The 25,184-nt window shown below is 44.8% G+C and carries 24 protein-coding genes and 1 pseudogene; 16 read left to right on the top strand and 9 right to left on the bottom strand.

Annotation, left to right across the window (positions count from 1 at the left end; translation table 11 throughout):
- The first annotated feature begins 60 nt into the window (after positions 1-60).
- The 12 genes from AB6E85_RS00230 (at position 61) to phnE (AB6E85_RS00175) (ending at position 13,702) form a co-directional block, all read left to right on the top strand.
- Positions 61-573, top strand: a complete 513-nt coding sequence (locus AB6E85_RS00230) for an RNA methyltransferase (RefSeq protein ID WP_017111519.1) — start codon at positions 61-63, stop codon at positions 571-573.
- A gap of 110 nt (positions 574-683) precedes the next feature.
- Entirely contained in the window at positions 684-1,520 is an 837-nt protein-coding gene (locus AB6E85_RS00225) for an SGNH/GDSL hydrolase family protein (RefSeq protein ID WP_372140945.1), read from the top strand.
- 91 nt (positions 1,521-1,611) lie between these two features.
- Positions 1,612-2,502 (top strand): LysR family transcriptional regulator, encoded by an 891-nt coding sequence (locus AB6E85_RS00220; protein WP_372140944.1) that lies wholly within the window; start codon positions 1,612-1,614, stop codon positions 2,500-2,502.
- A 91-nt stretch (positions 2,503-2,593) separates the two neighbouring features.
- A complete protein-coding gene (gene dgcN, locus AB6E85_RS00215) occupies positions 2,594-3,601 on the top strand; it encodes an N-acetyltransferase DgcN (protein ID WP_372140943.1) in 1,008 nt (335 codons plus the stop codon).
- Between the two features lie 57 nt (positions 3,602-3,658).
- The gene (gene dgcA, locus AB6E85_RS00210) at positions 3,659-4,645 is read left to right on the top strand and encodes an N-acetyl-D-Glu racemase DgcA (RefSeq protein ID WP_372140942.1); all 987 of its coding nucleotides are present in this window, start codon (positions 3,659-3,661) and stop codon (positions 4,643-4,645) included.
- 384 nt (positions 4,646-5,029) lie between these two features.
- Entirely contained in the window at positions 5,030-7,003 is a 1,974-nt protein-coding gene (locus tag AB6E85_RS00205; protein ID WP_372140941.1) for an ATP-binding protein, read from the top strand.
- On the top strand, positions 7,000-8,352 hold the full coding sequence (locus AB6E85_RS00200; protein ID WP_372140939.1) for a sigma-54-dependent transcriptional regulator: 1,353 nt from the start codon (positions 7,000-7,002) through the stop codon (positions 8,350-8,352). Before AB6E85_RS00205 ends, AB6E85_RS00200 begins: the two co-directional genes overlap by 4 nt.
- Before the next feature lie 275 nt (positions 8,353-8,627).
- Positions 8,628-9,848 carry a glycerophosphodiester phosphodiesterase family protein gene (locus tag AB6E85_RS00195; protein WP_372140938.1) on the top strand — a complete coding sequence of 407 codons (1,221 nt, stop codon included), beginning with the start codon at positions 8,628-8,630 and terminating at the stop codon, positions 9,846-9,848.
- Between the two features lie 300 nt (positions 9,849-10,148).
- A complete protein-coding gene (phnD, locus tag AB6E85_RS00190; protein WP_372140937.1) occupies positions 10,149-11,189 on the top strand; it encodes a phosphate/phosphite/phosphonate ABC transporter substrate-binding protein in 1,041 nt (346 codons plus the stop codon).
- A gap of 127 nt (positions 11,190-11,316) precedes the next feature.
- Positions 11,317-12,087, top strand: coding sequence for a phosphonate ABC transporter ATP-binding protein (gene phnC, locus AB6E85_RS00185; protein ID WP_004732991.1), 771 nt, complete (start codon positions 11,317-11,319; stop codon positions 12,085-12,087).
- Positions 12,075-12,899 (top strand): phosphonate ABC transporter, permease protein PhnE, encoded by an 825-nt coding sequence (gene phnE, locus AB6E85_RS00180; protein WP_172378324.1) that lies wholly within the window; start codon positions 12,075-12,077, stop codon positions 12,897-12,899. Before phnC ends, phnE (AB6E85_RS00180) begins: the two co-directional genes overlap by 13 nt.
- Positions 12,899-13,702, top strand: a complete 804-nt coding sequence (gene phnE, locus AB6E85_RS00175) for a phosphonate ABC transporter, permease protein PhnE (protein WP_048663773.1) — start codon at positions 12,899-12,901, stop codon at positions 13,700-13,702. Before phnE (AB6E85_RS00180) ends, phnE (AB6E85_RS00175) begins: the two co-directional genes overlap by 1 nt.
- Before the next feature lie 125 nt (positions 13,703-13,827).
- On the opposite strand, the gene AB6E85_RS00170 is transcribed toward phnE (AB6E85_RS00175), so the two are convergent.
- The 7 genes from AB6E85_RS00170 to AB6E85_RS00140 all read right to left on the bottom strand — a co-directional run bounded on the left by AB6E85_RS00170 (position 13,828) and on the right by AB6E85_RS00140 (position 17,207).
- Positions 13,828-13,983 (bottom strand): DUF3012 domain-containing protein, encoded by a 156-nt coding sequence (locus AB6E85_RS00170; RefSeq protein ID WP_372140936.1) that lies wholly within the window; start codon positions 13,981-13,983, stop codon positions 13,828-13,830.
- A gap of 239 nt (positions 13,984-14,222) precedes the next feature.
- Positions 14,223-14,579, bottom strand: a complete 357-nt coding sequence (gene hpf / locus AB6E85_RS00165) for a ribosome hibernation-promoting factor, HPF/YfiA family (RefSeq protein WP_146490352.1) — start codon at positions 14,577-14,579, stop codon at positions 14,223-14,225.
- A 338-nt stretch (positions 14,580-14,917) separates the two neighbouring features.
- Complete coding sequence (locus AB6E85_RS00160; RefSeq protein ID WP_372140935.1) at positions 14,918-15,385, bottom strand: hypothetical protein; 468 nt, start codon at positions 15,383-15,385, stop codon at positions 14,918-14,920.
- Position 15,386: 1 nt separating this feature from the next.
- Positions 15,387-15,794, bottom strand: a complete 408-nt coding sequence (locus AB6E85_RS00155) for a hypothetical protein (protein WP_372140934.1) — start codon at positions 15,792-15,794, stop codon at positions 15,387-15,389.
- A gap of 60 nt (positions 15,795-15,854) precedes the next feature.
- Positions 15,855-16,349, bottom strand: a complete 495-nt coding sequence (locus AB6E85_RS00150) for a hypothetical protein (protein WP_372140932.1) — start codon at positions 16,347-16,349, stop codon at positions 15,855-15,857.
- Between the two features lie 2 nt (positions 16,350-16,351).
- The gene (locus AB6E85_RS00145; protein ID WP_081228941.1) at positions 16,352-16,837 is read right to left on the bottom strand and encodes a hypothetical protein; all 486 of its coding nucleotides are present in this window, start codon (positions 16,835-16,837) and stop codon (positions 16,352-16,354) included.
- Positions 16,838-16,859: 22 nt separating this feature from the next.
- A complete protein-coding gene (locus tag AB6E85_RS00140) occupies positions 16,860-17,207 on the bottom strand; it encodes a hypothetical protein (protein WP_372140930.1) in 348 nt (115 codons plus the stop codon).
- Between the two features lie 293 nt (positions 17,208-17,500).
- Here AB6E85_RS00140 and AB6E85_RS00135 point away from each other — a divergent pair, with 293 nt between their 5' ends.
- The gene (locus AB6E85_RS00135) at positions 17,501-18,085 is read left to right on the top strand and encodes a hypothetical protein (RefSeq protein WP_372140928.1); all 585 of its coding nucleotides are present in this window, start codon (positions 17,501-17,503) and stop codon (positions 18,083-18,085) included.
- Positions 18,086-18,499: 414 nt separating this feature from the next.
- The gene (locus AB6E85_RS00130; protein ID WP_372080399.1) at positions 18,500-19,930 is read left to right on the top strand and encodes a YfcC family protein; all 1,431 of its coding nucleotides are present in this window, start codon (positions 18,500-18,502) and stop codon (positions 19,928-19,930) included.
- Positions 19,931-20,049: 119 nt separating this feature from the next.
- Here AB6E85_RS00130 and glgC read toward each other — a convergent pair whose 3' ends face one another.
- Entirely contained in the window at positions 20,050-21,270 is a 1,221-nt protein-coding gene (gene glgC, locus AB6E85_RS00125; RefSeq protein WP_372140927.1) for a glucose-1-phosphate adenylyltransferase, read from the bottom strand.
- Positions 21,271-21,671: 401 nt separating this feature from the next.
- Here glgC and ompW point away from each other — a divergent pair.
- A pseudogene (ompW, locus tag AB6E85_RS00120) lies at positions 21,672-22,312 on the top strand (outer membrane protein OmpW).
- A gap of 202 nt (positions 22,313-22,514) precedes the next feature.
- Positions 22,515-24,326 carry a choice-of-anchor I family protein gene (locus tag AB6E85_RS00115; RefSeq protein WP_372140926.1) on the top strand — a complete coding sequence of 604 codons (1,812 nt, stop codon included), beginning with the start codon at positions 22,515-22,517 and terminating at the stop codon, positions 24,324-24,326.
- A gap of 106 nt (positions 24,327-24,432) precedes the next feature.
- Here the strand turns inward: AB6E85_RS00115 and AB6E85_RS00110 are convergent, their stop codons facing one another.
- Entirely contained in the window at positions 24,433-25,152 is a 720-nt protein-coding gene (locus AB6E85_RS00110; RefSeq protein ID WP_050643750.1) for an SDR family oxidoreductase, read from the bottom strand.
- Between the last annotated feature and the right edge of the window lie 32 nt (positions 25,153-25,184).

The following is a 25,184-nucleotide window of genomic DNA, read 5'->3' as shown; positions in this document are numbered from 1 at the left end:
TGGTAGAATGCGACGCTTTGTAGCACCCTGCTATGTCTATTCGTTAAGTGAGAAAGATTCATGAACAAAAGCCATGTGACTATTGGTTTAACTAACCCAAAGAGCCCGACAAACGTTGGTGCTGTTATGCGTGCTGCTGGCTGTTACCAAGTCGACGAAGTTAAATACACAGGGCAACGCTACGAAAAAGCCGCTAAATTTCATACCGATACCAAGAGTGCTGCGCGTACTATCCCGCTAACGGGTGTCGAGTCGTTTTTGGATAACCTTGATTCAGAAACGAAAATTGTTTGTGTAGAACTCGCTGAAGGTGCAACACCACTGCCGCGTTTTAAACACCCAGAAAATGCTATCTATATCTTTGGCCCTGAAGACGGTTCTATTTCTCAAGATGTCGCCGACAGAGCAGATCATGTTGTTTATGTACCAACAGTAGGCTGCATGAACTTGGCTGCGACGGTTAACGTGCTGCTTTATGATCGCCTTGCTAAGTCAGATGAAATGGACGAGAGCAACGAGCTGATCAAGAAAAGTCGCGATAACCGTAATCACCTGCTAATCAAAGAAAAATAACTATTTACTTCTAGTAAAAGTAACGATCTGCTTCTAGTGTTATCTATCCTGTAAGCAATCGGATATTATCTTTGGTTCATCATTAGATAATTGAAGGGTTAGATAACACCATGGAAGACAAGCAATTACTTGCCGCGCTACAGCAACACCCTGTCCTCGATCTCTATCAGTTATTCCAAGAAGTTGGTCCAAATAGCTCTCTATATGCACTATTAGAGAGGTTATCTTCCCTTAAAGAACATCATCAACTGAGTACTCGTCTTAGCCCTTTTAAGCCTCATATCGAAGGGTTGCTGGCTCAATTTGATAGCGCCACGCCGGACAGTGACATCCTCAAGGCAGTTGCTCTTCAGTCTGAGATTCAGCAGCGAGGTCACAGCATGAGTCGTTACATCATGACATCAGACAACCACCGCCATTTCTCCCCGAATTCAGACCTAGTGATGTTTGGCGATTCGATCACCGAGTGGGCACCGTGGGCGGATATTTTCCGTGATATCTCGATGGTCAATCGCGGTCTCGCGGGTGATACCACAACGGGCATGTTACGCCGTATTGATACCACGTTGAATGTGAAGCCAAAGCTGGTGTGCTTTATGGCAGGGATAAACGATTTAGCTCAGGGTTATGATGTCGACCATATCTACCAGAACTACATTGATATGCTTAAGGTGTGGCAAGAAAATGATATCCGAATCTTGGTGCAATCAACGCTTTATGTTGGCTCTAAATTGCAAGGTTTAAATCCGTCGGTTGAACTGCTCAATAGCAAAATAAGCGAGTACTGTTCCCAGCAAGGCATCACGTTCTTAGATGTGAATTCTGTATTGTCACCTAATCAGCTTCTTTCGAACGAATACTCATGTGATGACCTGCATTTGAATGCTAAGGCTTATCAAGCTTGGGCTGAGGTGCTTCAACCTGCGATAGAAGAGTTATTAAAATAAACTCACGCAGCTAATTAAATAGATAGACAGCTTAGCCAATACCAGAAAATCCTAGCCCTAGATTTGTATCGTGAACCATAAGGACATCAATGTGAACCTAAGACAGTTGGAAGTCTTTTACGCCATTATGCAGACCGGAACTGTATCTGGAGCCGCGCGCAGCTTGCATGTGTCGCAACCAAACGTGACCCGTATTTTGGCGCACACGGAGCAACAACTTGGGTTTGGTTTATTCGAACGAGTTAAAGGGCGCCTAGTACCAACGGTTGAAGCGAAAACCTTGCTGCCAGAAGCGGAAAAGGTCTATCAGCAACTGGGTCAATTTCGTTCTTTGACCAACAAAGTCAAGCAAGGACATCAGCATTTACGCATTGGTGCGCCACCGATTCTGGCGACTAAATTGCTGACTCCGGTGATCGCCCAAATGTCTCGCGATCAAGAGATTTCTTTTGAGTTACTAACAGCTAACCGTGACGAACTGTGTGTTGGGTTATTAAAGCATGAGCTTGATATTGCTATCGCGTTTGGCGATGAAGCTCCGCCTGCGATATTAAGTGAAACGCTATTAACCGAATCATTAAAGGTTTTGGTTCCTTCTAATACGGTTGATCATTTACCCGCGGAATTAACGTTAGATGATCTTATCAATTATCCACTACCAATCATTGGGCTTGATAGTCGCGATCCACTAGGCCTCCTATTACATCAAAGCCTTATTGCGCGAGATGAGCATTACCACCATCCAATATATGTACGTGGGTATAGCGCGGCGGCGGAACTGGTCAAGCACCAAGCGGGGTTTGCGATTGTTGATCCGTGGACGGCAGATCAATATCAAAATGACGATGCGGTCTGTGTGTTGCCGCTTCAACCAGACATCCAATTTTCGGTATCGATGCTTTGCGCAGAGCACACCCCTCAGTCGATTTCCGTTAAACAATTTATCGCTTCATTGAAGAACCATACTCACCCTATAACTTAAGGTTATAGGCTCGCCATAAATAGGCATTCGGCAGCTTCGAAGTTCTTAATTAAAGTAAACCCATACAAGGGCTTATTAATTAGGAATACTCATGTCGATCGCTCAACCTTACCTTCTTTTTCTTGGGGATGTTACTGATCCACTTGCCGCAAAAACCGCTCGTGGCATTCATCAATGGCGACCAGAAATCTGCCTAGGTCAACTGCGTTTAACGGGTGATACCGTTTCACTGGGCTTAACGGATATGACCCTGCAAGAGGCGCAAGCGCAGGGCGCGAAGACGCTAGTGATTGGTACCGCAAATCCGGGTGGCGTTATTCCTGATTCTTGGCAGTCAACCATTATGGCCGCTGCAGAAATGGGATATGAGATTGCATCTGGCATGCACCAACGATTGAATGAATTTTCACCGCTTGCTGACATGCAGCAACAAGGATTGACTAAGCTTCATGATGTACGCCATTTTGACGGTGTTCTTAATGTTGGTAACGGTAAGCCTCGTCAAGGTAAGCGCCTGCTTACTGTCGGAACAGATTGCTCAGTAGGCAAAATGTTCTCGGCATTGGCGATTGAAAAATCGCTTAAACAAGCCGGAATAGCAGCTCAGTTTAAAGCGACAGGGCAGACCGGTATTTTGATTGAAGGCTGCGGTATTTCGATTGATGCTGTGGTTGCGGATTTTATTTCTGGCGCAGTTGAAGCGATTAGCCCTGATTTTACCGACCACGATTGGGACATCATTGAAGGGCAAGGCTCTTTGTTCAACCCTTCGTTTGCAGGCGTGAGTTTGGGTCTATTACATGGCGCACAAGCGGATGCTTTGGTGCTGTGTCATGAAGTTGGGCGACCTCATATTCGTAACCTTCCTCATGCGCAATTGCCAAGCATAGAACAGACCATTGAAGCTAACTTGCAAGCCGCGCGATTGACCAATCCAGACGTGAAACTGGTCGGTATCTGTTTAAACACATCGGCGATTAGCATTGAAGATGCTGAGACATTGTGTCAAGAATGGACCACACTTTATCAAGTACCAGTGACGGACCCGGTTCGTTTTGGTGTACAACACATTACTGATCATTTGCGACATTCACTTTAACGACTTCATCATTTCTACGTTTCCATTTGTTAAAGCGAACATCAACCGAGTGAAATTATGAAGATTACAGCAGAACCCATTAGTATCGCGATGCAAACGCCTTTTCGCATCTCTCGTGGCAGCCGAACTGAGTGTCACGTTGTTCGTGTTTACATTGAACATGGTGGCAAGCGAGCTCAGGGCGAATGTACGCCTTACCCACGATACGGCGAGTCATCGGAGTCTGTGTTAGCGCAAATCCAACAAGCATCTAGCGCACTTGAAGCCATGTTTGAACGAGGCGTTACCGATCCCGCAGAGCTAAGAGATCATCTTCAGTCTTTATTGACCGGAGGGGCAGCGCGAAATGCGGTCGATTGTGCGCTTTGGGATTTTGAAGCTCAGCAGAACGACCAGACGTTTCCGAATAGCTTGTGTGAGTTGCCTGCTCAAATCGTGACTGCAATGACCGTCTCTATTGGCACGCCAGAAGCAATGGCGACTCAGGCTCGAGACTATGTCGCAATTGGTGCGAAACTCCTGAAAGTGAAGCTTGATGGCGAGCAAGTGGTAGAGCGTGTTCGCGCGGTACGAGAAGCTGCGGCAGATGTTCAAATTGTATTGGATGCCAATGAAGCGTGGACAGGATTGAATCTCGAAGAGCTGTTCAATCAACTGGCAGAATTTGATATTGCGATGATCGAGCAGCCGTTACCCCAACAGCACGATGCTTCACTGGCACACATCAAGCACCCGATACCACTGTGTGCTGATGAAAGCTGTCATACCACTTCACAGCTCTCATCGCTGTTGGGTAAGTATGAAATGGTCAACATCAAACTCGATAAAACGGGCGGCCTGACTGAAGCATTGGTACTTGCAAAAGAAGCCCAAAGGCTCGGGTTTACTCTGATGTCGGGTTGTATGCTTGGTACATCGCTGGCGATGCGTGCAGCTCTGCCTATTGCGGTTCAATCTGAAGTCGTCGACCTCGATGGCCCGGTATTACTTGGCCAAGATGTAGCGCCAGCACTGACTTATCAAGATGGGATGATTATTCTCTAAGTTCGTTGAGTCTCGGTTAGTCGATGGACATTACATAAATGAAATCGCATGAGTGAAAACTTGTGCGATTTTTTGTTGGTATCAATAAACCTTAACTGATTAATATTACGTGAGTTTTACTGCTTAATTGAGACTGATGAATTCACTTTACTCGACTGATATTGATAAAGTAATCACGTTTCTGTCGGTGAGGTCACTTTCTATTATCGCAAAACAGACAGCTCAAGCTTTATAAAGTAATTGTTATGATGTCTTATGTAAAATGTTAATGATTACTCTTTATTTAATAGTTTCACTAAAGCTATTAGATCTAAGATTAAATAGGTAAACCACCTAACTGATTGAATCATTGACAGTTCCTGTTGATTATTTGATGAGAAGAAGGTGGGGCGAGTGAGTAGTCATGTCTCCGAGGTTGTAGAACATAAGGATAGTTTCGAGCGCCCGTTCTCGATCAAAATTCCACGTCGTAAGTGGTTTGGTTGGAAAGGTATTGAGCTGCGCTTGGTACTTGCGTTAGCCATGCTATCGATGACCACTATCTTCCTCTCGGTTGTTTCCAGTTTTACTTTTGACGATCTAAACCAACGCCTTGTTGAGTTAAAGGAGAGTGAAATTCCCGCCCTAGATAATGCCGCACACCTCAATGATATGGTGCGAGTGATTATCACAACCTCTTCTCAGCTCGGTGACGCTGAATCGAATTTAGAGCGCAAACAGGCGATGCTAAAAATCGAAGACGCTATTTCCGTGATGAATAGTGTTATGGTTCAGTTTCCGGATTATCACTCCTATTTTAAAGATCTTATCGCCCAAGTTAACAACAGCCTTAGCTTGTTGTATCAAAGTGAAATTGAGTCAGAACAGCTCAACCAAGAGCTTCGTAATTTGCTCGAAGGATTTTATCCTCTATTGCAGCAAGCCAGTGACTCACTTGATAGCCTACCTGAGTCTGCCAAAGATCAAATCCAGTACACACAGCTCAAGTCTCTGCTTTATTACCAATTAGGCTTGGTCGAAAAGCTGTATAACGATTCCAGTTTTAATGAACTGGATTACACCAGTTACCGACTCGAGCAGGTAGGAGAAGAGTGGTGGAAGCTCTGGGTCAGTGGTGATTTAAGAAGTGACTTTCCTCAATTAGATCATCAACTCACCGTGATTTATAACCTCGCCTCAAGCGATAGCAGTTTGTATGGGATGAAAAACAAAGCGCTCGATCATCTCTATCAAGAGCAATACTTCCTAGAAAACAGCCGCGAGCATTTGAATCAATTAACCGTGCAGATCGAACGTAACACCAGCCAAGTGAACAGTAATATTGATCTGTCGATTCAGCAGGCGCAGCAATCTTTGCAATCGAATCAGCGCCTCTCTTTTTTTCTCTCTTTATTTAGCGTATTGGCTGCCGCTGCTATTTCATGGTTCTACGTGCGTAAGAGTATTTTAGAAAGGCTTTTACAGCTTAAAGACAATATGTTCGCGATTTCTACCGGCCATTTAGATACCGAAGTATCCATTCGTGGCAAAGACGAAGTGACGCAAATGGCTAAGTACCTGAAGGTGTTCCAAACCACGGCCAAAATCGTTAAGCAAACCAATCGCAAGCTGGAGGCTGAGGTTGAAGAGCGCACCTTAGCCGAAGCCAAATTGCGAGTGACCCAAGATGAGCTGATCCAAGCGGGTAAATTGGCGGCATTGGGACAACTAAGTGTCGGGATCACCCACGAGATCAATCAACCTCTGACGGCTGTGAATAGTCACGTTCGAAGCGCTCAGCTTTGGCTAGGTAAAAATAGACCAGACAGAGCACAAGAGAATCTTAAAAAGATAGAAGTCCTGCTAGATAAGGTGGCGGCAATCACCCGTCACTTAAAAGCCTTCTCACGTAAGAGCGATGGCAAGATTGATAACGTAGAACTGGAGAAGGTGATTGGTGATGCGATTGACCTGTTTGAAACCAGGCAGAGTCGGGTGTTGATTCATTATTCGCCACAAAGTGATCAAATGGTTCGAGCCAACAGCATACGCTTGGAACAAGTGCTGGTGAACCTTATCAGTAATGCTCTGGATGCCGTTGAACATAGAGAGCAGCCTCAGCTCAGCATTTCAGCGCAAGAGCACCTGAACACCATTCAGATTTCGGTCAAGGACAATGGACTAGGTATACCCGAAGAAGATATCCCGTATTTGTTTGACCCATTTTATACCCGCAAAACAACAGGCAAAGGACTAGGGCTCGGCCTGTCTATCGCATACAACATAATAAAAGACTTTGGCGGCTCGATTCACGTGGAATCGGTTGAACACCAAGGCACCACCTTTATCGTCACTCTACCAAAAGGCACAGGCTCATGATTTCAGAAAAACACATAGTTCTTATCGACGATGAAATAGATGTCGTCGAAGCCGTGAGCGAAATGTTAGAGCTAGAAGGGTTTAGTGTCACCACCTTCACTGATCCCAACCTTGGCCTAAAGTCGCTTAAAGCCAACAGTCAGTCGGTTGTGTTGTGTGACGTGCGCATGCCGAAAGTGGACGGTTTGACGTTGTTGAGCTCAATCCAACACCGTGCCCCGAATGTGCCCGTTTTATTGATGAGTGGTCATGGCGATATCCCAATGGCGATCGAAGCGATAAAGCTTGGTGCTTTCGACTTTCTGGAAAAACCGCTTAATTCGAGTGAGCTGGTGGAGAAGCTTGATTTGGCGATTACCCAATGTCAGCACAATTGCCCTTCAACCTCGGATGGCGATGAGCAAGAGGAGCTACCGATAGAGTCTGTGGTTATTGGCCAATCAAAAGCGATGGATACGATACGTAAGCAAGTACTCGCTTTAGCACATACTGGCGTCGATACCATTATCAATGGAGAAACGGGAACGGGTAAAGAGGTGATAGCTCGCGCTCTGCATCAATTCAGTCGTCGTAAGACTAAACCATTTGTCGCAATTAACTGTGGCGGCATGACAGAAAGCATTATTGAGAGTGAGTTGTTTGGCCATGAAGCGGGTTCGTTTACTAGCGCGAACAAGAAGCGTATTGGCAAAATAGAACAAGCCAATGGCGGCACTCTGTTTCTCGATGAAATTGAGAGCATGCCGATTGCGGTACAAATCAAATTGCTGCGCGTGATTCAAGAGCGAATGATTGAGCGTGTTGGTGGTAACGAGTTGATACCTGTCGACATCGTCGTGGTAGCCGCTAGTAAAGCTGATCTCGCGAGCTTGAGTGAGTCTGGAGAATTCAGAGCCGATCTCTTCTATCGCCTTAACATTGCGAGCTTAAACCTTCCTGCATTGCGTCAAAGAAAAGAAGACATTCAGGTGCTGTTTCGCCATTTTGTGATTCAAGCGAGTCATAAATACAAGACACGTCCTTCGACGATTTACCCGGAACAAATTCAGCAGCTATGCCGACATGAATGGCCGGGCAATGTGCGTGAACTGCGTAATGTCGCTGATCGATTTGTGTTGGGTATCGTCGGTGATGGCTTTGATCTTCAATCGCCAATTTGTGAAGCGTCCGGAGAAGATTTCGCTTTTGAAAAGCAGATGGAGCAGTACGAACGAAATGTTCTGACGGAAGCGCTAATAGAATGCGCTGGTAATATTAATGAGGTATCAAGTAAGCTGAATTTACCGCGTAAAACCCTTTATCGAAAAATGAAGAAACACCAATTGGATAAAGAGAGTTTCAAGGTCTAGCTGGTTCATTAATTCGCATAGTAAAAACACAAGACAACAATGACCCATTTATCATTTAGTCGAATGATTAACTGTTTCAAGTGATTGTAATAAAAGAGTTTTAACATTTGGCACAAAGCGTGCAATCCCTATATTGTGGCGTCAGCCCACATGAGGTTATTCGGTGTTGAGTCAAAAAACATATGACAGCTAACTATATATGACAGCTATCCAACACTGAATGATCGAACAAAGGACATTAGAAAAATAATTGCTTGTTGCAAGGAGATACAAACATGAAGCAAATACTGAAAGGTTCGATTGCTCTGATACTCGGTATGAGTTCAATAACGGCATGGGCCGCTGCAGAACCAGCAAACTTAGGACCTCGCCCCCTCTTTTTAGTTAACAATATGGATGAGAGCCCTTTGAAAACCAAGCTGTTGAGTTGCAGCGAAGGACCTTTTCATCGTAGCGATTTTTCTATTGGGCATCGCGGAGCGGCTATGCAGTTTCCTGAGCATACTAGGGAATCCTATTTGGCGGCGATTCAAATGGGCGCTGGTGTCGTCGAATGTGATGTGACCTTTACCAAAGATAAGGCGTTGGTATGTCGCCATTCGCAAAGTGATCTGCACACCACTACTGATGTATTAGCGCACCCAGATCTTGCTAAGAAGTGCTCAACCCCGTTTACACCAGCTAATCCAGCGACAGGCGAAGATGCTCAAGTTGAGTGCCGTACTTCTGATTTCACGCTGGCTGAGTTTAAGACGCTCAAAGGTAAAATGGATGGGGCGAACCCAAAAGCCACCACGGTTGAAGAGTACATGAACGGGACTCCAGGTTGGAGAACCGATCTTTACAGCCAAAGTGGCACACTGATGACACACGCAGAAAGTGCAGCACTGTTTAAAGAGCACGGCGTGAAGGTCACTCCTGAATTGAAATCGGCAGCAGTCGACATGCCTTTCAATGGATTTAGCCAAGAGATGTATGCGCAGAAGTTGGTGGATGAACTGAAAGAAGCGGGTTTCAAGCCTTCTGATACTTACCTGCAGTCATTCAACTTGGATGATGTGAAGTACTGGATCAATGAAACGCCGAAGTTCGGCAAACAAGCGGTTTATCTTGATGACCGTGTTTACGAACAAGCGGACTTTGTCGCGTCTGTTGAGAACATGAAAGAACTGCACGATGCGGGTGTGAATATCATCGCACCACCTCTGTTTGCTCTGGTTGATTTAGACGAAAACAACGAACTGGTTGCGTCTAACTACGCCATGCTTGCTAAGGATGCAGACCTCGACATTATCGCTTGGACACTGGAACGTTCTGGCCCGCTAGCGCAAGGCGGTGGTTGGTATTACAAGAGTGTGAAAGATGGTATCAACAATGATGGCGATATGATGAAAATGCTTGATGTGCTGGCACAAGATGTTGGTGTGATGGGCGTATTCAGCGATTGGCCTGCAACGGTAACTTATTACGCAAACTGCATGGACAGCGACGCTTAGGTTCTTCTGAGTGCAGTGTTACACCTGCTAATTATAGCGTTTGTATAGAGAGCGCTTACTAAAGAATAACAAAAGAAAAAGCAGTGAACCAAAGAGCCTTCGGGCTCTTTTTTTACCACTGAAATCGACGGGACAGAAATGACCCAAATGATTGGTTTTGAGTTGGACACGAATGACTCAAAAGATATTAGTTAGTTTGGGATTTGTTGTAAGTTATTGAAATTAAATAAATAAAAACATGGCACAAAGGCTGCAATAGCGAAGGTGACTTTCAACAATAAGTAAAAGTAAGGTTTGAATATGAAAATCAGTGTTAAAGGAATGTTAATCGCTAGCTCATTACTACTTCCTTCAATGGCTATGGCAAGCGACTGCTCTAGTCGTGGTGTGTTAGACGATCGATACTGTGATGAAAACCAAGATTTGGTCGCCGATTCACCAAAGAATCCAGATGAGTGGAACGACCCAAGCACGCTTGTGTTTACCTACACGCCAGTAGAAGACCCAGCGCTATATAAAGATGCGTTTGCGGATTTCCAAGCTCACCTAAGTAAAATTACGGGTAAGCGAGTGATTTACTACACAGTTCACTCGAACTCTGCGCAAGTAGAAGCGATGCGTTCTGGTCGACTGCACGTTGCAGGTTTCTCTACCGGTCCAACAGGCTACGCGGTTAACCTAGCGGGTTACGTTCCAATTGCAGTAAAAGGCGATGAGTCTGGTTTCCAAGGCTACAACCTGATCACCATTGTGCGTAAAGACAGCGGCATTAATACAATGACTGATCTGAAAGGCAAAAAGGTTGCACACACTTCTGCATCTTCCAACTCTGGCAACCTAGCTCCACGTGCGTTATTCCCAGCGAAAGGCCTAGTGCCAGATGAGGATTATAAAGTGCTTTACTCAGGTAAGCATGACCAGTCAATTCTTGGTGTTTTCAATGGAGACTATGATGCAGCACCGGTGGCATCAGATGTTTACGATCGTATGGTCGCTGCAGGTCGTGTCGACGATTCTGAACTGAAGATCATCTACCGTAGCCCACGCTTCCCAACGTCTGCTTTTGGTTACGCGTACAACCTAAAACCAGAGCTTGTTGAGAAGATCAACGAAGCTTTCTTTAGCTACCGCTTTACTCCAGAGATGAGTGCATCATTTAAAGGTGCAGACCGCTTCTCACCAATCAGCTACAAAGAAGAGTGGGACGTGATTCGTGATATCGCACACGCGACAGGTACGGCTTACACCAAAGCTGGTCTTAAGAAGCTCGCTGAAAAAGATGCGGCTAAACGCGCAAAGAAAAAAGCAGCTGAGCTAGCAAAACAAGCAAACAACGGCTAGTTCTTGACTCAGTTGGAAGGCTAAGTTTTAGAAAGACTTAGTTCTTTAAATACTTACCTTAACTAAGAATTTATGCCCTCGCGGGTAGGGCATAGTTCATTCTAAAATTCGCACAAGGAAATGCAGTATGGCCGTAGCAAGCTATGAAGGAATAAAGATAAACAACCTTTTCCACGAGTACGTCGCAGGCAAGCCAATCCTTAAAGGCATTAATATAGATATCGATGAGCCTGGCATCATCGCGATTATCGGCCCATCCGGTACAGGTAAAAGCACACTTCTACGCTGTATCAACCGCCTTAACGATCCAAGCCAAGGTGAAATCATTTTTGATGGCGCAGACCTGACTCAACTTAAAGGTCAAGCGCTACGCAAACAGCGTCGACATATCGGCATGGTGTTCCAAGAATATAACCTTGTCGAACGTTTAACGGTTATCGAGAACGTGTTGAGTGGCCGTTTGGGTTACATGACTGCTTGGAATGCATGGCGTCGTAACTACTCTGCGCAAGACCTCGCCAAAGCGTTTGAGCTACTTGAGTTTGTTGGTTTACAAGACTTTGCTAACCAACGTGCCGACAGCTTGTCGGGTGGACAAAGGCAGCGAGTTGGTATTGCTCGAGCAGTGATGCAAGACCCTTATATTCTTCTGGCTGACGAACCTACCTCATCACTCGATCCGAAAACCGCAGTTGAGATCATGGAGTTAATGGAGACATTTGCAGAACAGAAAAACATCCCTGTTTTGGTGAACATCCACGATGTGAACCTAGCCAAGCGTTACGCTAAACGTATCATCGGGATGTGTAACGGCAAGGTGCATTACGACGGCAGTCCTGAAGGTATTTCTGAAGAAGATCTAAAAATTATCTATGGGGGTGAATCATGGCTGGACTAACCCCAAGCTCATCGCCAAGCGTACCGTCAAACCAGTCGCCAGCGAAGCACGAAAACCCTTTCAAGGTGTCATGGACAAACCGTGCGATTATCACCGGTATAGTGGCTTATCTGTTTTACAGCTTCTCGACGCTAGGGCTTACCTTTGATCGTTTGATCATCGGTTTTGGTGAAAGTGAGCGGTTACTATCTCGAATGTTTCCGCCTGATTTTTCGCGAACCAGCTTACTGCTTAGTGGGTTAGCGGAAAGCTTACAGATTGCGATTATCTCAAGTTTCTTTGGCATCGTTATTTCACTGTTTCTAGGCTTGCTAGCCGCGAGAAATATGATGCCTTCAATCGTATCAACGCCCATTCGTGGATTTATTGCATTGTGTCGTTCTTTTCACCCAGTGATCATCGCTATCTTGTTTGTGAAAGCGGTGGGCTTTGGTGCTCTGGCTGGGATCTTGACCTTAGTATTCGCATCCATTGGCTTCATCGCCAAGCTGTTCGCTGAAGCTATCGAAGAGATCTCTTTTAAACCGGTTGAAGCGATTAAAGCAACTGGCGCGAGTTTCATTAGCGTGATTCTGTATGCGGTGATGCCTCAGGTATTCACGCGTTTTATTGGCTTTGCTAGCTACCAGTTAGATTCGAATCTACGTAACTCAACCATGGTTGGCATAGTAGGGGCAGGTGGCCTTGGCGGTACATTGTTCTCGGCATTCCAACGTTTTGACTACGACTTCGTCGCGGCTATTTTGATCACCATTATCGCACTGATTCTTGTCGGCGAATTCCTTTCCAACATTGTTAGGAGAATCTTCTAATGACAACTGCATCTATTGATAGAGAGTGGCAGCGTTTTACACCCAACGAACGTGTAGCTCGATTTGCTGTTTACCTTAGCCTTGTGTGCGCCATCGTGTGGTCTTGGCAGACGGTGGAAGTGATTCCTGAGTTCTTATACGACGCTCCAGCACAGTTCGCAGATATGTTTGAGCGTATGGTGCCAATGGACTACGGTTTCTATCCTGAATCGATTCACGCTGCGATGATTGAGACGCTGCATATCGCAACGTTAGGTACCTTATTTACCTTGGTATTTGCAATTCCGTTGGCGTTACTGAATGCGCCAAACATTACCCCGAATAAAGCGTTGAACTGGGTTGCTCAATTCTTTCTGGTGTCTTCACGTTCTGTGAACTCATTGGTTTGGGCACTGTTGTTTATCGCACTATTTGGCCCCGGTGTTCTCGCAGGCATTATGGCAATTGCCATTCGTAGTATCGGCTTTGTAGGGAAGCTGTTAGCGGAAGCGATTGCTGAAGTGAACATGGGGCCTATCGAAGCTCTGCGCGCAACTGGCGCTTCTTGGATGAGCATCTTGCTTAAAGGGTATTGGCCACAAGTGATGCCAGCATTCTATTCAATTGTATTGTTCCGTTGGGATATCAATGTGCGTGAATCTGCTGTACTGGGGTTGGTGGGGGCTGGTGGTATTGGCGTGGTGCTAAACGATGCGCAAAACCTTTTTGAGTGGCAAAAAGTATCGATGGTATTGGTGAGTATTTTTGCTGTGGTTATTATCGCAGAAGCTGTAGTGATCCATATCCGTAACAAACTCATATAGAAAGTATGTTGTGTGAAAGTTAAGAGCTTATCTAGCATTTTGAAGCTCAAACGACCCTAGGTACTTCGGTCTACCTAGCGGTCGTTTTTTTATGCGGTGTCTTCCGTATCAAACGGACAACCCGCCTAGAAAATACAGTGTTTAGCAAAATCGCCCGCTTCATTAGCCGTCCAGTCGCCTTTAGGCTTTTCTTTCATATCTTCACACCAAGCTTCACTGCCCACTTCTGTACAAGCCATTAGTTGAGTGGCTAGGAAAAGTATCAACGCGATTTTCTTCATAATAAACATTCCGTTGTGGTCTAAATTTCTGTTTATAACTGTATCAAATACCACAAGTGATTGTTATAGCAGCTAAGAACTTAAGGGCGTTAAAAATGATGTGGGTTTGAGCTGAATGCGAGAAACGGTAAAGAAGGAAGGTTTGCTTTGCTGTAAGATCGAAAAAGCCAGCAACATGTGCTGGCTTTGAAATTCTTAATAAGTGTCTATTCGTTATTTCGCTTTAACTACTTATCGAGTTAGACCAATTTCATCTCTTGGATGATGTCCGAAGCAATCTCTGGCTTCGTGCTTGTTGGTTTCTCGTGTAGGTCGGCTTTCAATTGTCCCTTACGGTTACTTAGGCCTGCTTCAAGTTTCTTGAGTGCTGAAGCGATAGCTGGGTACATAACATCGTCTGTCGATTTTGCTGTTACTCGTACACCTTCGTAGTTGGTGAATACTTCAACCTGATGTTGACCGTGTTCTTTTGTAATGATGATGTCGCAGCTAATCAGTGATGGAAAATGGTTTGATATCTTTTCGAACTTACCTTCGATGTCTTTACGTGAGTCGTCGTTAATTGATACGTGATGTGTTTGAACGTTTATTTTCATAAATCATACCTTTCCAATGACTGTGTCATTTAAACGTAGCAAACATCGGATAGATTAACCAACTGAGAATTAGCACATGTGTGATTGACTTCAGTGTTATCAAATATTCTCTTGTTACTCCCTTGAAAGTCCGATGAACTGATCGCATATTATGTTTCGTGTTTTAGATACATGTTCAAAAAAACTCCATCCTTGATAATTTGCGCTAACCTCCAGCGAATTCCCAGTGAATCTCTCTTTATCGGTTTTATAATTCCGAACTTGTCACTCCATTGATTTTCTTTCCAGCTCGCTCACTTTTTTCTTCTTTGATTAAAAACTCAGCTTAAGTTACTAATTTATAGACACTCAACTGCCCACTCCATATTGAAGTGAAACTCTCCTGCCGTGAGTTGAGACTCGGGTATGGAAATGCGTGCTCGAATATCGACTTCTTTATTGGATGCAAGTTGATCGACAGGAAATTCGACGCCCTGACGCCAATAATTAATGTCGCCTTCATAGCGAACCGGTGTTTCGACTTTGAATCGCACAAGTTCTGCAATGCGAGACTCATCAATTGAGCCTAGGTCAATATGTTGCAGTTTGAGCAACAATCGAGAATCTTTGCGATTGGACTCCAGCTTGAGCGTGATGGCTCTGCCATCGTATTCTCGACCAAAACTCATCTCACCTTGGTTATTGATCACTTCTAAACCGCAGCGTTCTCTCACATGCTTTTTAAAGCTTAATGTAGAGTGATTATTGGATGCCAATGTACAGCTGGATAAGCTGATTAAAGTGAACGCGACAATCAATCGTAGCATGTTAGTTCACCATAACGCGGACAATAAAGTCCGTGACCGCTTGTTCAGTAACAGCCACATTACTGATGGTTTGCTTATCTTTGAGAGATACCTGATAGCTTGAGCTCAGTACAATATCGGCATGATGATATTTGTATTCGACAATAAGATCGCAGGTGACCCGGTCGGTTTGCTTAATTTCGACGGTAGTCTCGGTGTAGTTAATGCGACTTTCGGTGTCGATTAACTCGATGCTCGACCAATCGATGTATTCAGAATTCGACAACGCATCAAAGATTCGGCGCTGGTGGTTGTCTGAGCCATCGACGCACATTTGATTGAAATGTTCGACTTCTTTCCTATCAAACCCGGTGCTCACGGCATAGGGCGCGATAAACAATATCGCCAAGAATAAAACTAGAGTTTTCATAGTGCCTCTGGGTCAGTAAGCCCTCGTGATTAAAGGGCTTACCGTGGGAGAGATGATGGGTTAGTTACACTCAATCTTCCATTTTGTTTTTACTTCGTAATCATCACTAGCATCGAGATTGCTTTCATCAACCGCAACACGAGCGAAAAGATTCATATTGTTATCTTCACGTATTTGATCTCGAGTGATGTCTACACCCGATTCCCAGCTAACTGCCGATTGGTCTAGCTCTGTTGTACCCGTTGACTGGAAAAACACATCGCTCTTTTGAATTTGTCCGTCAAACGATTCGATTTTGATCTCTTCTACTCGAACTTTGATTCCGTTTCTGTTGCTGACTAACTTTACAGTTGCATGAGATTCATTGTAATTTTCGCCAAAAGCTAAGTCGGCTTGGTCTTCTGTTGCTTCTATGCCACATTGAGACTCGACAGATGCTGAGAATACAACATCACCTGTTTTGTCATCTTGATGGTCAGGTGGTATGGCAAACGCCGAACCAGTGGAAAATACAGACATGGCAGCTAGGCCAAGTAGTGGTTTTCTATTAAGCATTTTTACTCCGAAAAAGTGGTATTGCTTTGTTTCATCTTCAGCAGACGATATTTCTCTGCTTCGATTTGTAATAGCTTGAGCTCATGTTCCGCTTGAGCTAGCTCTTCTAAACGTTCTCGCTCACGGAGCTCGAACTCGTAGAGTCGACGACAGTCAACTCGATCCTCACCACCAAATTGGAATGTCACAGCCGCGTATACGCCTGCCTCATCCTGATTTTGGTAGTAATAATTGTTGTAATAGCTGTCGCTATCTTCATTGCCGGTTGATCCGTAGGTTCCGAACTGAACGGTTTTACCTGTGGAAATCGCTTGCTCACATGAAGCCCCTTTAGAAGTTCGAACTCGGTCGGTACCGGATGGGTTAGATACGCTCGGTATCGGGTTTGCAGAAACGGGCAGCGTGAGAGCAGTGCTGCTCAGTGAGGCGATAGCCAGTGCAACGACAGTCAATAAAGCTCTGCGCAGCGTTGTTATGGTTTTTTGCATCGTTAGTACCATTTGAATTGGCTTAATAGCGCTTAAATTTAAGATTGGTGCATACTTCGTAGCTGTTCGGGGAATCCGTCACCATGCGCGTACAAATCTTCTTCTTGGTTGTTTGAGCAGCTGGCGTCTTAACATTGATATCCAGCTCTATCTCTTGGTTTGCATCCAATTGGATCTTGTTTGGAAACTCTTTGTCATCAATTCGCAGGTAGTAATCCGCTTGTTTGGTGTAACGGTTTACCAATAAAAACCTGACCTGTGTTTTGTCGGAGTAGGTCTGAAATTCGGTATTTTTCCACTTGTGCACATTTGCGTTTGCTAAGGAACTGCTCAGCAACAACACGGCAGCAATGATGTAAATAGCCTTCATGAGAACCTCAAAATGATGATCGAGGTCTCATTTTAGGTTTGTTCAAAGGCAGGACTTACCATTTTGCGCCACTGACATAAGGCTGACAGTACGGTAAAAATGACTGAGATTTTTTAGGTTGAAACTGAAGAGCAGCGAAACTAGACGGGCTGAGATGAGGAGAAAATGGCAAAGTAACTATTTATGATTTCATCACTCAGTATCACAATTACCGATATAAGACGCTGCAGTTTATTGAGGTGTTTGTTAGTACGGGATACTCTAACAACCATCTTCTATTTGGATCCGTTATCATGAAAATGCCTGTTAAATTCGCTGCAATTGCAGCTTCCTTTTCTTTCGCTTTTAATGTTTCAACTGCCCCAGTTGAATTTCAGAAGATCCCTGAGATCATGCAGCAATTTGAAACGGCAGAACTGTACGTTAAGAAGTCTGTCACCTTAGGTCGTTTACCAGCCAAGTCTGAAATTGGCATTGATTTTCCTACTTATGTTTCGGATGGAAAGGGCGGTTACAGCATAGAGACAAACAATGTAATGACAGATTCTGTTGTTATCGCAAGCATGCCGAAAGCGATTGTTGATGACGTGTTTAACCAATGGCTAGTACCCAAAGATACGTGGATTAGCAGCTACGGATCTTTGCCAACCTCGACCACTGAATTTAAGCCGTTTAAGCGTATTAAAACTATCAAAGCGATTAAGATTGATGCAGAAATGCTTGAGCTGTTAGGCAGTGAAGATGGCAACACAGCGATGATCAAAGTGAGCTGGGATGACAAGGGAATGAAGGTCTATAAGGATGGTTACTTAGCGGATTATGAGTACGGGATTGCCCCTCATGAGATGCAAGAAAACTACGAACTAGCACCTAAGTAACTCTGTTCTATTGCAGAAAAGCGCCTAGCTTAGTAGTGAGCGCTTTTTTGTTGCCCACCAAAATATGACGAAACTCACACTTTTCTGACAATTCATGACTCGTTGTGCTAGTATGCGCCGCTTGTCTTTGTAATTGATAAAAAACGCATTACCAAAACAGACTTTTCTGTTTACCTGCTTGTAATGACCTCATTCAGTTTGGCCTGACTTGGCTGAACATCTGCATTTTGCTCGGACGCAAAGAAAGTAGTACTCACTACTTCACTATGTACATTTGAGAGCACCATCTATCAAAGGCCTTTTTGAAACAGCCTAAATTAGCGCGAACTTAGTTCAGCGTGAAGGGTTTCGTTTTTCCAAAAATCCCTCTCGGCGGCTAAGTGATCCTTAGTTGCTGACAAATAAGGAGTCTATATGACGACTACGGTATCTACATCCGTACCTACATCTCAAGCTGGTAACGCAGCGCCGACAGAGAAAGAAGTAAACCACCCGTTTCTCTCTTTGGTTATCATGGTGATCGTTGCTGCAATCGCAACTTACTTCATCCCTGCTGGGGAATTCGAGCGAGTGGTCATGAATGGCCGCACTGTTATCGACCCAGACAGCTACACACAATTGACCAGCAACCCAACAACATTAGCCTCTTTTTTCGAATCATTTTTTAAAGGCTTCAAATCCGCTTCTGGCGTGATGGGCGTTGTGGTATTTGTGGGTGGTGCTTTTGGCATTATCAAACACATGGGTCTGTTAGACGCATCCGTTGTTGCGCTAACCACTAAGCTAAAGAAGCAGGGCTTGTACGTGATTGCACCTGTGATCATGACGGCGATCTTCTTCAACGTTACCTTCACCGGTATGCGTGAACTTGATGTCATTTTCATCTCTTTGATGATCCCAATCTGTATCAAGCTTGGTTATGACGCGATTACGGCACTTGGTGTTGTTTTACTGGCAAGTTGTGCCGGTTTCGCCGCCGCTTTGGCTAACCCATTCTTTACGGGTATCGCACACACTATCGCTGAACTGCCTATGTATTCAGGCATGTGGTATCGCTTTATTGTTGGCATGTTCATGTTGCTAACGGGTGCGTGGTATGTGCTTAACTACGCGCGCAAAGTTAAGCAAGACCCGACCAAAGGCTTGTTGCACGGTACGGGATACCACTACGAATCTAACGTTGAAGCGAAAACGCTGACCACACGTGAAAAGCTTGCGGGCATCGCGTTCTTGGGCGTATTCGCATACATGATCTTCGGCACGTTGACGATGGGGTTCGGCTTCACCGAGATTGCGGGTGCATTCGTGGCGATGGCTATTATTCCGGGTTTGGTGGCGGGTTTATCTCCGAACAAGATCTGTGAGTATTGGACCAAAGGTGTTAGCGACGTATTGGTCGCGGTACTGATCATCTTCTTTGCTCGTTCAGTGCTAACCATTATGGAAGACGCGAAGATTGTTGATTCAATTATCTTCTATCTTGCACAAATCATTTCTGGTAGCTCTAAACTTGTGGCAGCCGCAGGGATCTACTTCTCGCAGGCTGCGATCAACCTGTTCATTCCGTCTGGCAGTGGCCAAGCGGTGATCACCATGCCAATCATTATTCCGTTGGCAGATATTGGTGAAGTGACTCGTCAAGTGGCGGCACTGGCTTCTCAATTGGGTGATGGTATCTCTAACTATATTTACCCAACCAATGGTGGTTTACTGGCGGTACTGGCGATTGCAAAAGTGCCTTACACCAAGTGGGTTCGTTTCTTCTTACCACTGTTCTTGTTCTGGTCGGTAGGCGCTTTGGTTTCCGTTGTGATTGCTCAAATGATTGAGCTAGGGCCTTTCTAAGGTTTCTGTTTAATCAAATACATGGACAGTTAAGCTTAACTGAAGCCGTGTGAGTAAATAATAAGGCAGCGAATTCGCTGCCTTTTGTCGTTTAATAAGAAGCTACGCTAGAGGGAGTATCACTCTTCAAACTGATAAGAAGAGGGCACCACAATCACGCCTTGTTTTGATATGTGGAAGCGTTTCGCATCGGCAAGGCTATCAACACCGATCTGGGTTCTATCTGGTACTTTAACGTTCTTATCGATGATGCAGTTTTGTATGTGGCAATTTTTTCCAATCTCAACATCTTCAAACAGAATACTATCAATCACAATCGCGGCATTACTGACTTTCACTTTAGGGAAGAAGATAGAGTTTTGCGCCGAACCACCTTCAATCACTACCCCATTCGCGATCATCGAGTTGATGAATATCCCTTGGTTCCCCTCTACAGAAGCGATGGTTCGCGCTGGTGGCAGTTGCTGGTCATAGGTGCGAATCGCCCAATCCGGTTGGTATAAATCGATAGGAGAGGCTGGCTTTAACAAGTCCAAGTTGGACTGGTAATAAGAGTCGATAGTACCAACATCTCTCCAGTACGCATCTTGGGTCACACGGCCTTCTTCATCCCCAAACTTGTATGCGTAAACACTGTTATTGCCGACCAATTTAGGAATGATGTCTTTACCAAAATCGTGGCTTGAGTTCGGGTCTTCGGCGTCCGCCAGTAGCGCTTGTGTTAGCACTTCTTTATCAAAGACGTAAATACCCATTGAAGCCATGCTTCGAGTTGGCCTACCAGGTACACATGCAGGGTAACGTGGCTTTTCGGTAAAGTTATTGATCTCTAAAGATTCGTCTATCTCCATCACACCAAACTCTTTGGCTTCGTCAATCGAAACCTCCATGCACGCCACAGTTAGGTCGGCCTCGCTCTTTTTGTGCTGCTTAAGCATTGGCGCGTAATCCATGCGATAGATATGGTCACCGGATAACACCACCACATGCTTGGCTTCACTACGAGAAAGCAGATACAAGTTTTGATAAATCGCATCGGCAGTACCGCTGTACCAGCTATCACCGGTTCGCATTTGTGGGGGAACATTGGTGATGTATTCGCCGAGCTCGGGGTTAAGCACCGACCAACCATCACGTAAGTGTTTTTGCAAAGAGTGAGACTTGTACTGAGTCAGCACCAGAATTTGGCGAAGTCCGGAGTGAAGGCAGTTCGCGAGTGTGAAATCGATGATTCGATATTTGCCACCAAAGGGTACCGCAGGTTTTGCGCGGTTATCGGTGAGGGGAGAAAGCCGAGAGCCAACACCGCCGGCCAGAACGATTGTTAGAGTGTCTTGCATAGTCAGAACCTCAATGTATTTATGATTATGAACATAGACTTGCAAGCACTAAGCCAAATGTAACTCATTGAATATTATACGAGGCGAGATTGATTCTTGTTGTTCTGCACCAAAATGATGCGCGTGAGATATTGGCTTGCTCTATTTTGATCCAAAAAAGATCCGAACAACGTGAATGGATTGGATTAACAAAATGACGCACGGAAAAGTTGCATTACAAAACTGTCAATAAAATGAAGGAATAAAGTGATCGGGTCGATATAAATTTACATAAATAATCACAACTTTTCACAAATTGATTTCCATCAATAAAGTAGGGTTATTCTATGCTACCTTGCACGCAAAATAAGAAATGATTACTCATTCACCAATAAAGATTAAGCCCCCAAAAGGAAATTATAATGAAAAAAACAGTATGTGGTATTGCGGTTATTGCGGCTCTTATGTCAACCAATGTTCTTGCTCATAAAGAAGGTGATTTCATCATCCGTGCAGGTGCAGCAACGGTATCTCCTAACGATAGTAGTGGCGCTGTGTTGAATGATCCAAATACAGAATTCTCTGTAGACTCAAACACTCAACTTGGTTTGACTTTTGGCTACATGTTTACAGATAACATCAGCTTTGAAGTACTAGCGGCAAGCCCATTTTCTCACAACATTTCTGCAACTGGTCTAGGTGAAATTGCTGATACGAAACACCTACCACCAACGTTTATGGTTCAGTATTACTTTGGCCAAGCAAACAGTGACTTCCGCCCTTACGTAGGTGCTGGTATCAACTACACTGTATTCTTCGATGAGTCACTAAATCAAGGAGCGAAAGATCTAGGTTTAAGCGACTTATCTCTTGATGACTCTTGGGGCTTGGCAGCAAACATTGGTATGGACTACATGATCAATGAAGACTGGTTCCTGAACGCATCGGTTGGTATGCAGATATCGGCACTACAGCAAAATATAAGTTTAATGGTCAACAGTTCTCAACAGACGTTGATATCGACCCATGGGTATTCATGATCGGCGGTGGTTACAACTTCTAATCTCCCTATTCAGTTTACTAAAGGCGCTCAAGCATCAGCCAGCTTGGGCGCTTTTTTTTGCTTACTTGTTACTAGGTTGCTCACATTAACTTTCTGTTGTTATGGGTAAAGGTTATTTATTGTCGTCATTTATTGTTAATAAAAGGGAAAGATAAGTGTCATAACAGCCCTCTATGATCGCGATTCAAATTATGGAGGATATATGAATCGTAAATTTAATAAGCTGACATTATTACTGCCTATCGCGGTAAGTTCTGCTCTAGTAGGCTGTTCTCAACCAACATCACCAACGACTACTACGCCATCACAAACGTCACTTGATGCTTTTAGCCTTCAATGCCAATCCATCGAGCAACCAAGCGCTTCCAATGCTGAGGTAACTGGAATCAGCCTAGTTGGTCGTTCAATTGCCGACGCCCCGTTTGATACTTCTGCAGCCGAAATCGTCAGCTACGATTCATGTACCGACAAGCTTTATGTTGTGAACGCTCAAGCTCAGAAGGTTGATGTGTTATCAATGAACTCAGCTAGCGAACCAACATCTTCGGGTTCGATTGATCTTCAATCAGCGGCTGCAGCTTCTGGTATTGATATTGGTGCAGCGAACAGTGTGTCGACTCATCAAGGATTAGTTGCTGTCGCGATTGAAAATGCTGACAAGCAACAAAACGGCATCATCGCACTTTACCGTTCAGACACGTTAGAGCTGATCACTACTTATACGGCTGGTGCATTACCGGACATGGTGAGCTTCTCGAAAGATGGTCGCTATATTGCCTCTGCAAATGAAGGTGAGCCGAATGCGGATTACAGCATTGACCCTGAAGGTTCAGTAACGCTGGTGGATCTAACCAGTGGTCCTTTGCAAGCGACAGTCACTCAAATTGATTTCAAGGCATTCAATCAAGGTCAGCCTCGCCATGCAGAGCTGACTGACAAGGTTCGAATCTCAGCTCCGAATGCAACTGTCGCTCAAGATCTTGAACCGGAATACCTAACGTTTGCTGATAACGGAAAACTCTACGTTGCCCTTCAAGAGAACAACGCTTTGGCTGCGATTGATGTGGCGAGTGCGCAAGTGGATGCGATTCTTGGGCTAGGCGGGAAACCTTGGGATAACGCTAAGTTAGATGCGTCAAACAAAGACAAAAACATCGGTAATCTACAAAGCTATGCAATGTTAGAAGGCCTCTACATGCCAGACAGCATTACTAGCTACAGTGTTGATGGCAACACCTACATCGTGACTGCGAACGAAGGTGATGGTCGTGAATATGGCATCAAGACCACACAAGAAATGTGTGATGAGAAAGGTTTTGAGTGGGACGGTGACGATTATCAAGGCACCGAAAACTACACCACAGAAAAAGACTTTTGTATCGCTTATGTCGATGAAGTGCGTGGCAAGAAGTTAGATATTGACGCTAACCACCCATTAGCTGGCGCATTGAAAGACAACAAGCAACTTGCACGTCTTAAAGTGATTAAGCCACAAGGGACACTCGCTGCTGACCAAAAGGTTCAAGCATTCGGCAGCCGCTCGTTCTCTATCTGGGATGAGTCAGGCGAGCTAGTGTTTGATAGCGGCGATGATTTTGCTCGAATCGTACTTGAGCAAGATCCTGCAAACTTCAACAGCACCAATGATAACAACCAAAGCGGTGACGATCGTAGTGATGATAAAGGCGTAGAACCTGAAGCGATCGAAGTGCCTGAGATCAACGGTAAGCACTATGCCTTTATTGGACTTGAGCGCCAAGGTGGCATCATGGTTTACGACGTAACGCAGCCTAAGAGTGCAAGTTTCATCAGCTATCTAAATAACCGCGACTTTACTCAGCCAGTGTGCACCAAGGTTGATGAAGACGGTGATTGCGACAACGATACTTACAACGCTAGAGCGGGTGATTTAGGCCCTGAATCAATTAAGTATTTCACTCGTTCAGGTAACCACTTTATTGCGGTTGGCAACGAAGTAAGCGGCAGTACATCAGTTTATCGCGTTGAGTTTTAATCACGGTTACTGCTTGTAGCTACACTCAATAAAAACAAAAGCGCCACTACTGAATAAGTAGTGGCGCTTTTTGGTTCATCGCTTATTTAGTAACGATAGCAAAGGCCTATGGCTGTTGCTTAGTTGGTGCTAGAGCAATCTCACGGATACATACGTTCTGTGGTTGTTGGTAAGCGAATGATACAGCGCGAGCGATATCGTCAGCTGCCAATACACCGCCCATGTCTTCTTTCCAAGAATCGTAACCGTCTTTGATCTCTTGAGATGTTGTGTGAGACAGAAGTTCAGTCTCTACAGCACCCGGTGCGATAGTGGTAACACGAACATTTGAAGCCGCCACTTCTTCACGAACGTTCTCAGAAATAGCGTGTACCGCGAATTTAGTACCACAGTAAGCTGCGTGGCTTGGGAATGTTTTCTTACCCGCGATAGAGCTGATGTTGATGATAGTACCTGTGTTGCGTTCCATCATCGGAGCAAGTACAGACTGCATGCCGTTTAGAAGACCAATCACGTTCACATCGAACATTGTCTTCCACTCTTGTGCGTCTTGAGTATCGATTTGACCAAGAAGCATTGCGCCAGCGTTGTTGATAAGCGCATCGACAGGGCCAAATTTCGCTTCACCTTGTGCGATTGCTGCATCAAATGATGCTTTGTCTGTTACGTCTACTTTCACTGACAGTGAGTTTGGTAGGTTCAGCGCTTCAAGGCGGTCAATACGACGAGCTAAAAGTAGCAGAGGGTGACCTTCATCGCTTAGACGACGAGCGATTGCTTCACCAATACCAGAGCTTGCACCTGTAATTACGATTAGTTTTTTCATTTTATTTCCTCTGTACTTTTATTGCGCCGGTT

It is taken from the genome of Vibrio sp. 10N.247.311.51, from assembly GCF_041467855.1.
GTDB lineage: Bacteria > Pseudomonadota > Gammaproteobacteria > Enterobacterales > Vibrionaceae > Vibrio > Vibrio coralliirubri.
The sequence above is the reverse complement of the archived record's forward strand: the minus strand, read 5'-3'. Positions and strand labels throughout refer to the sequence as shown.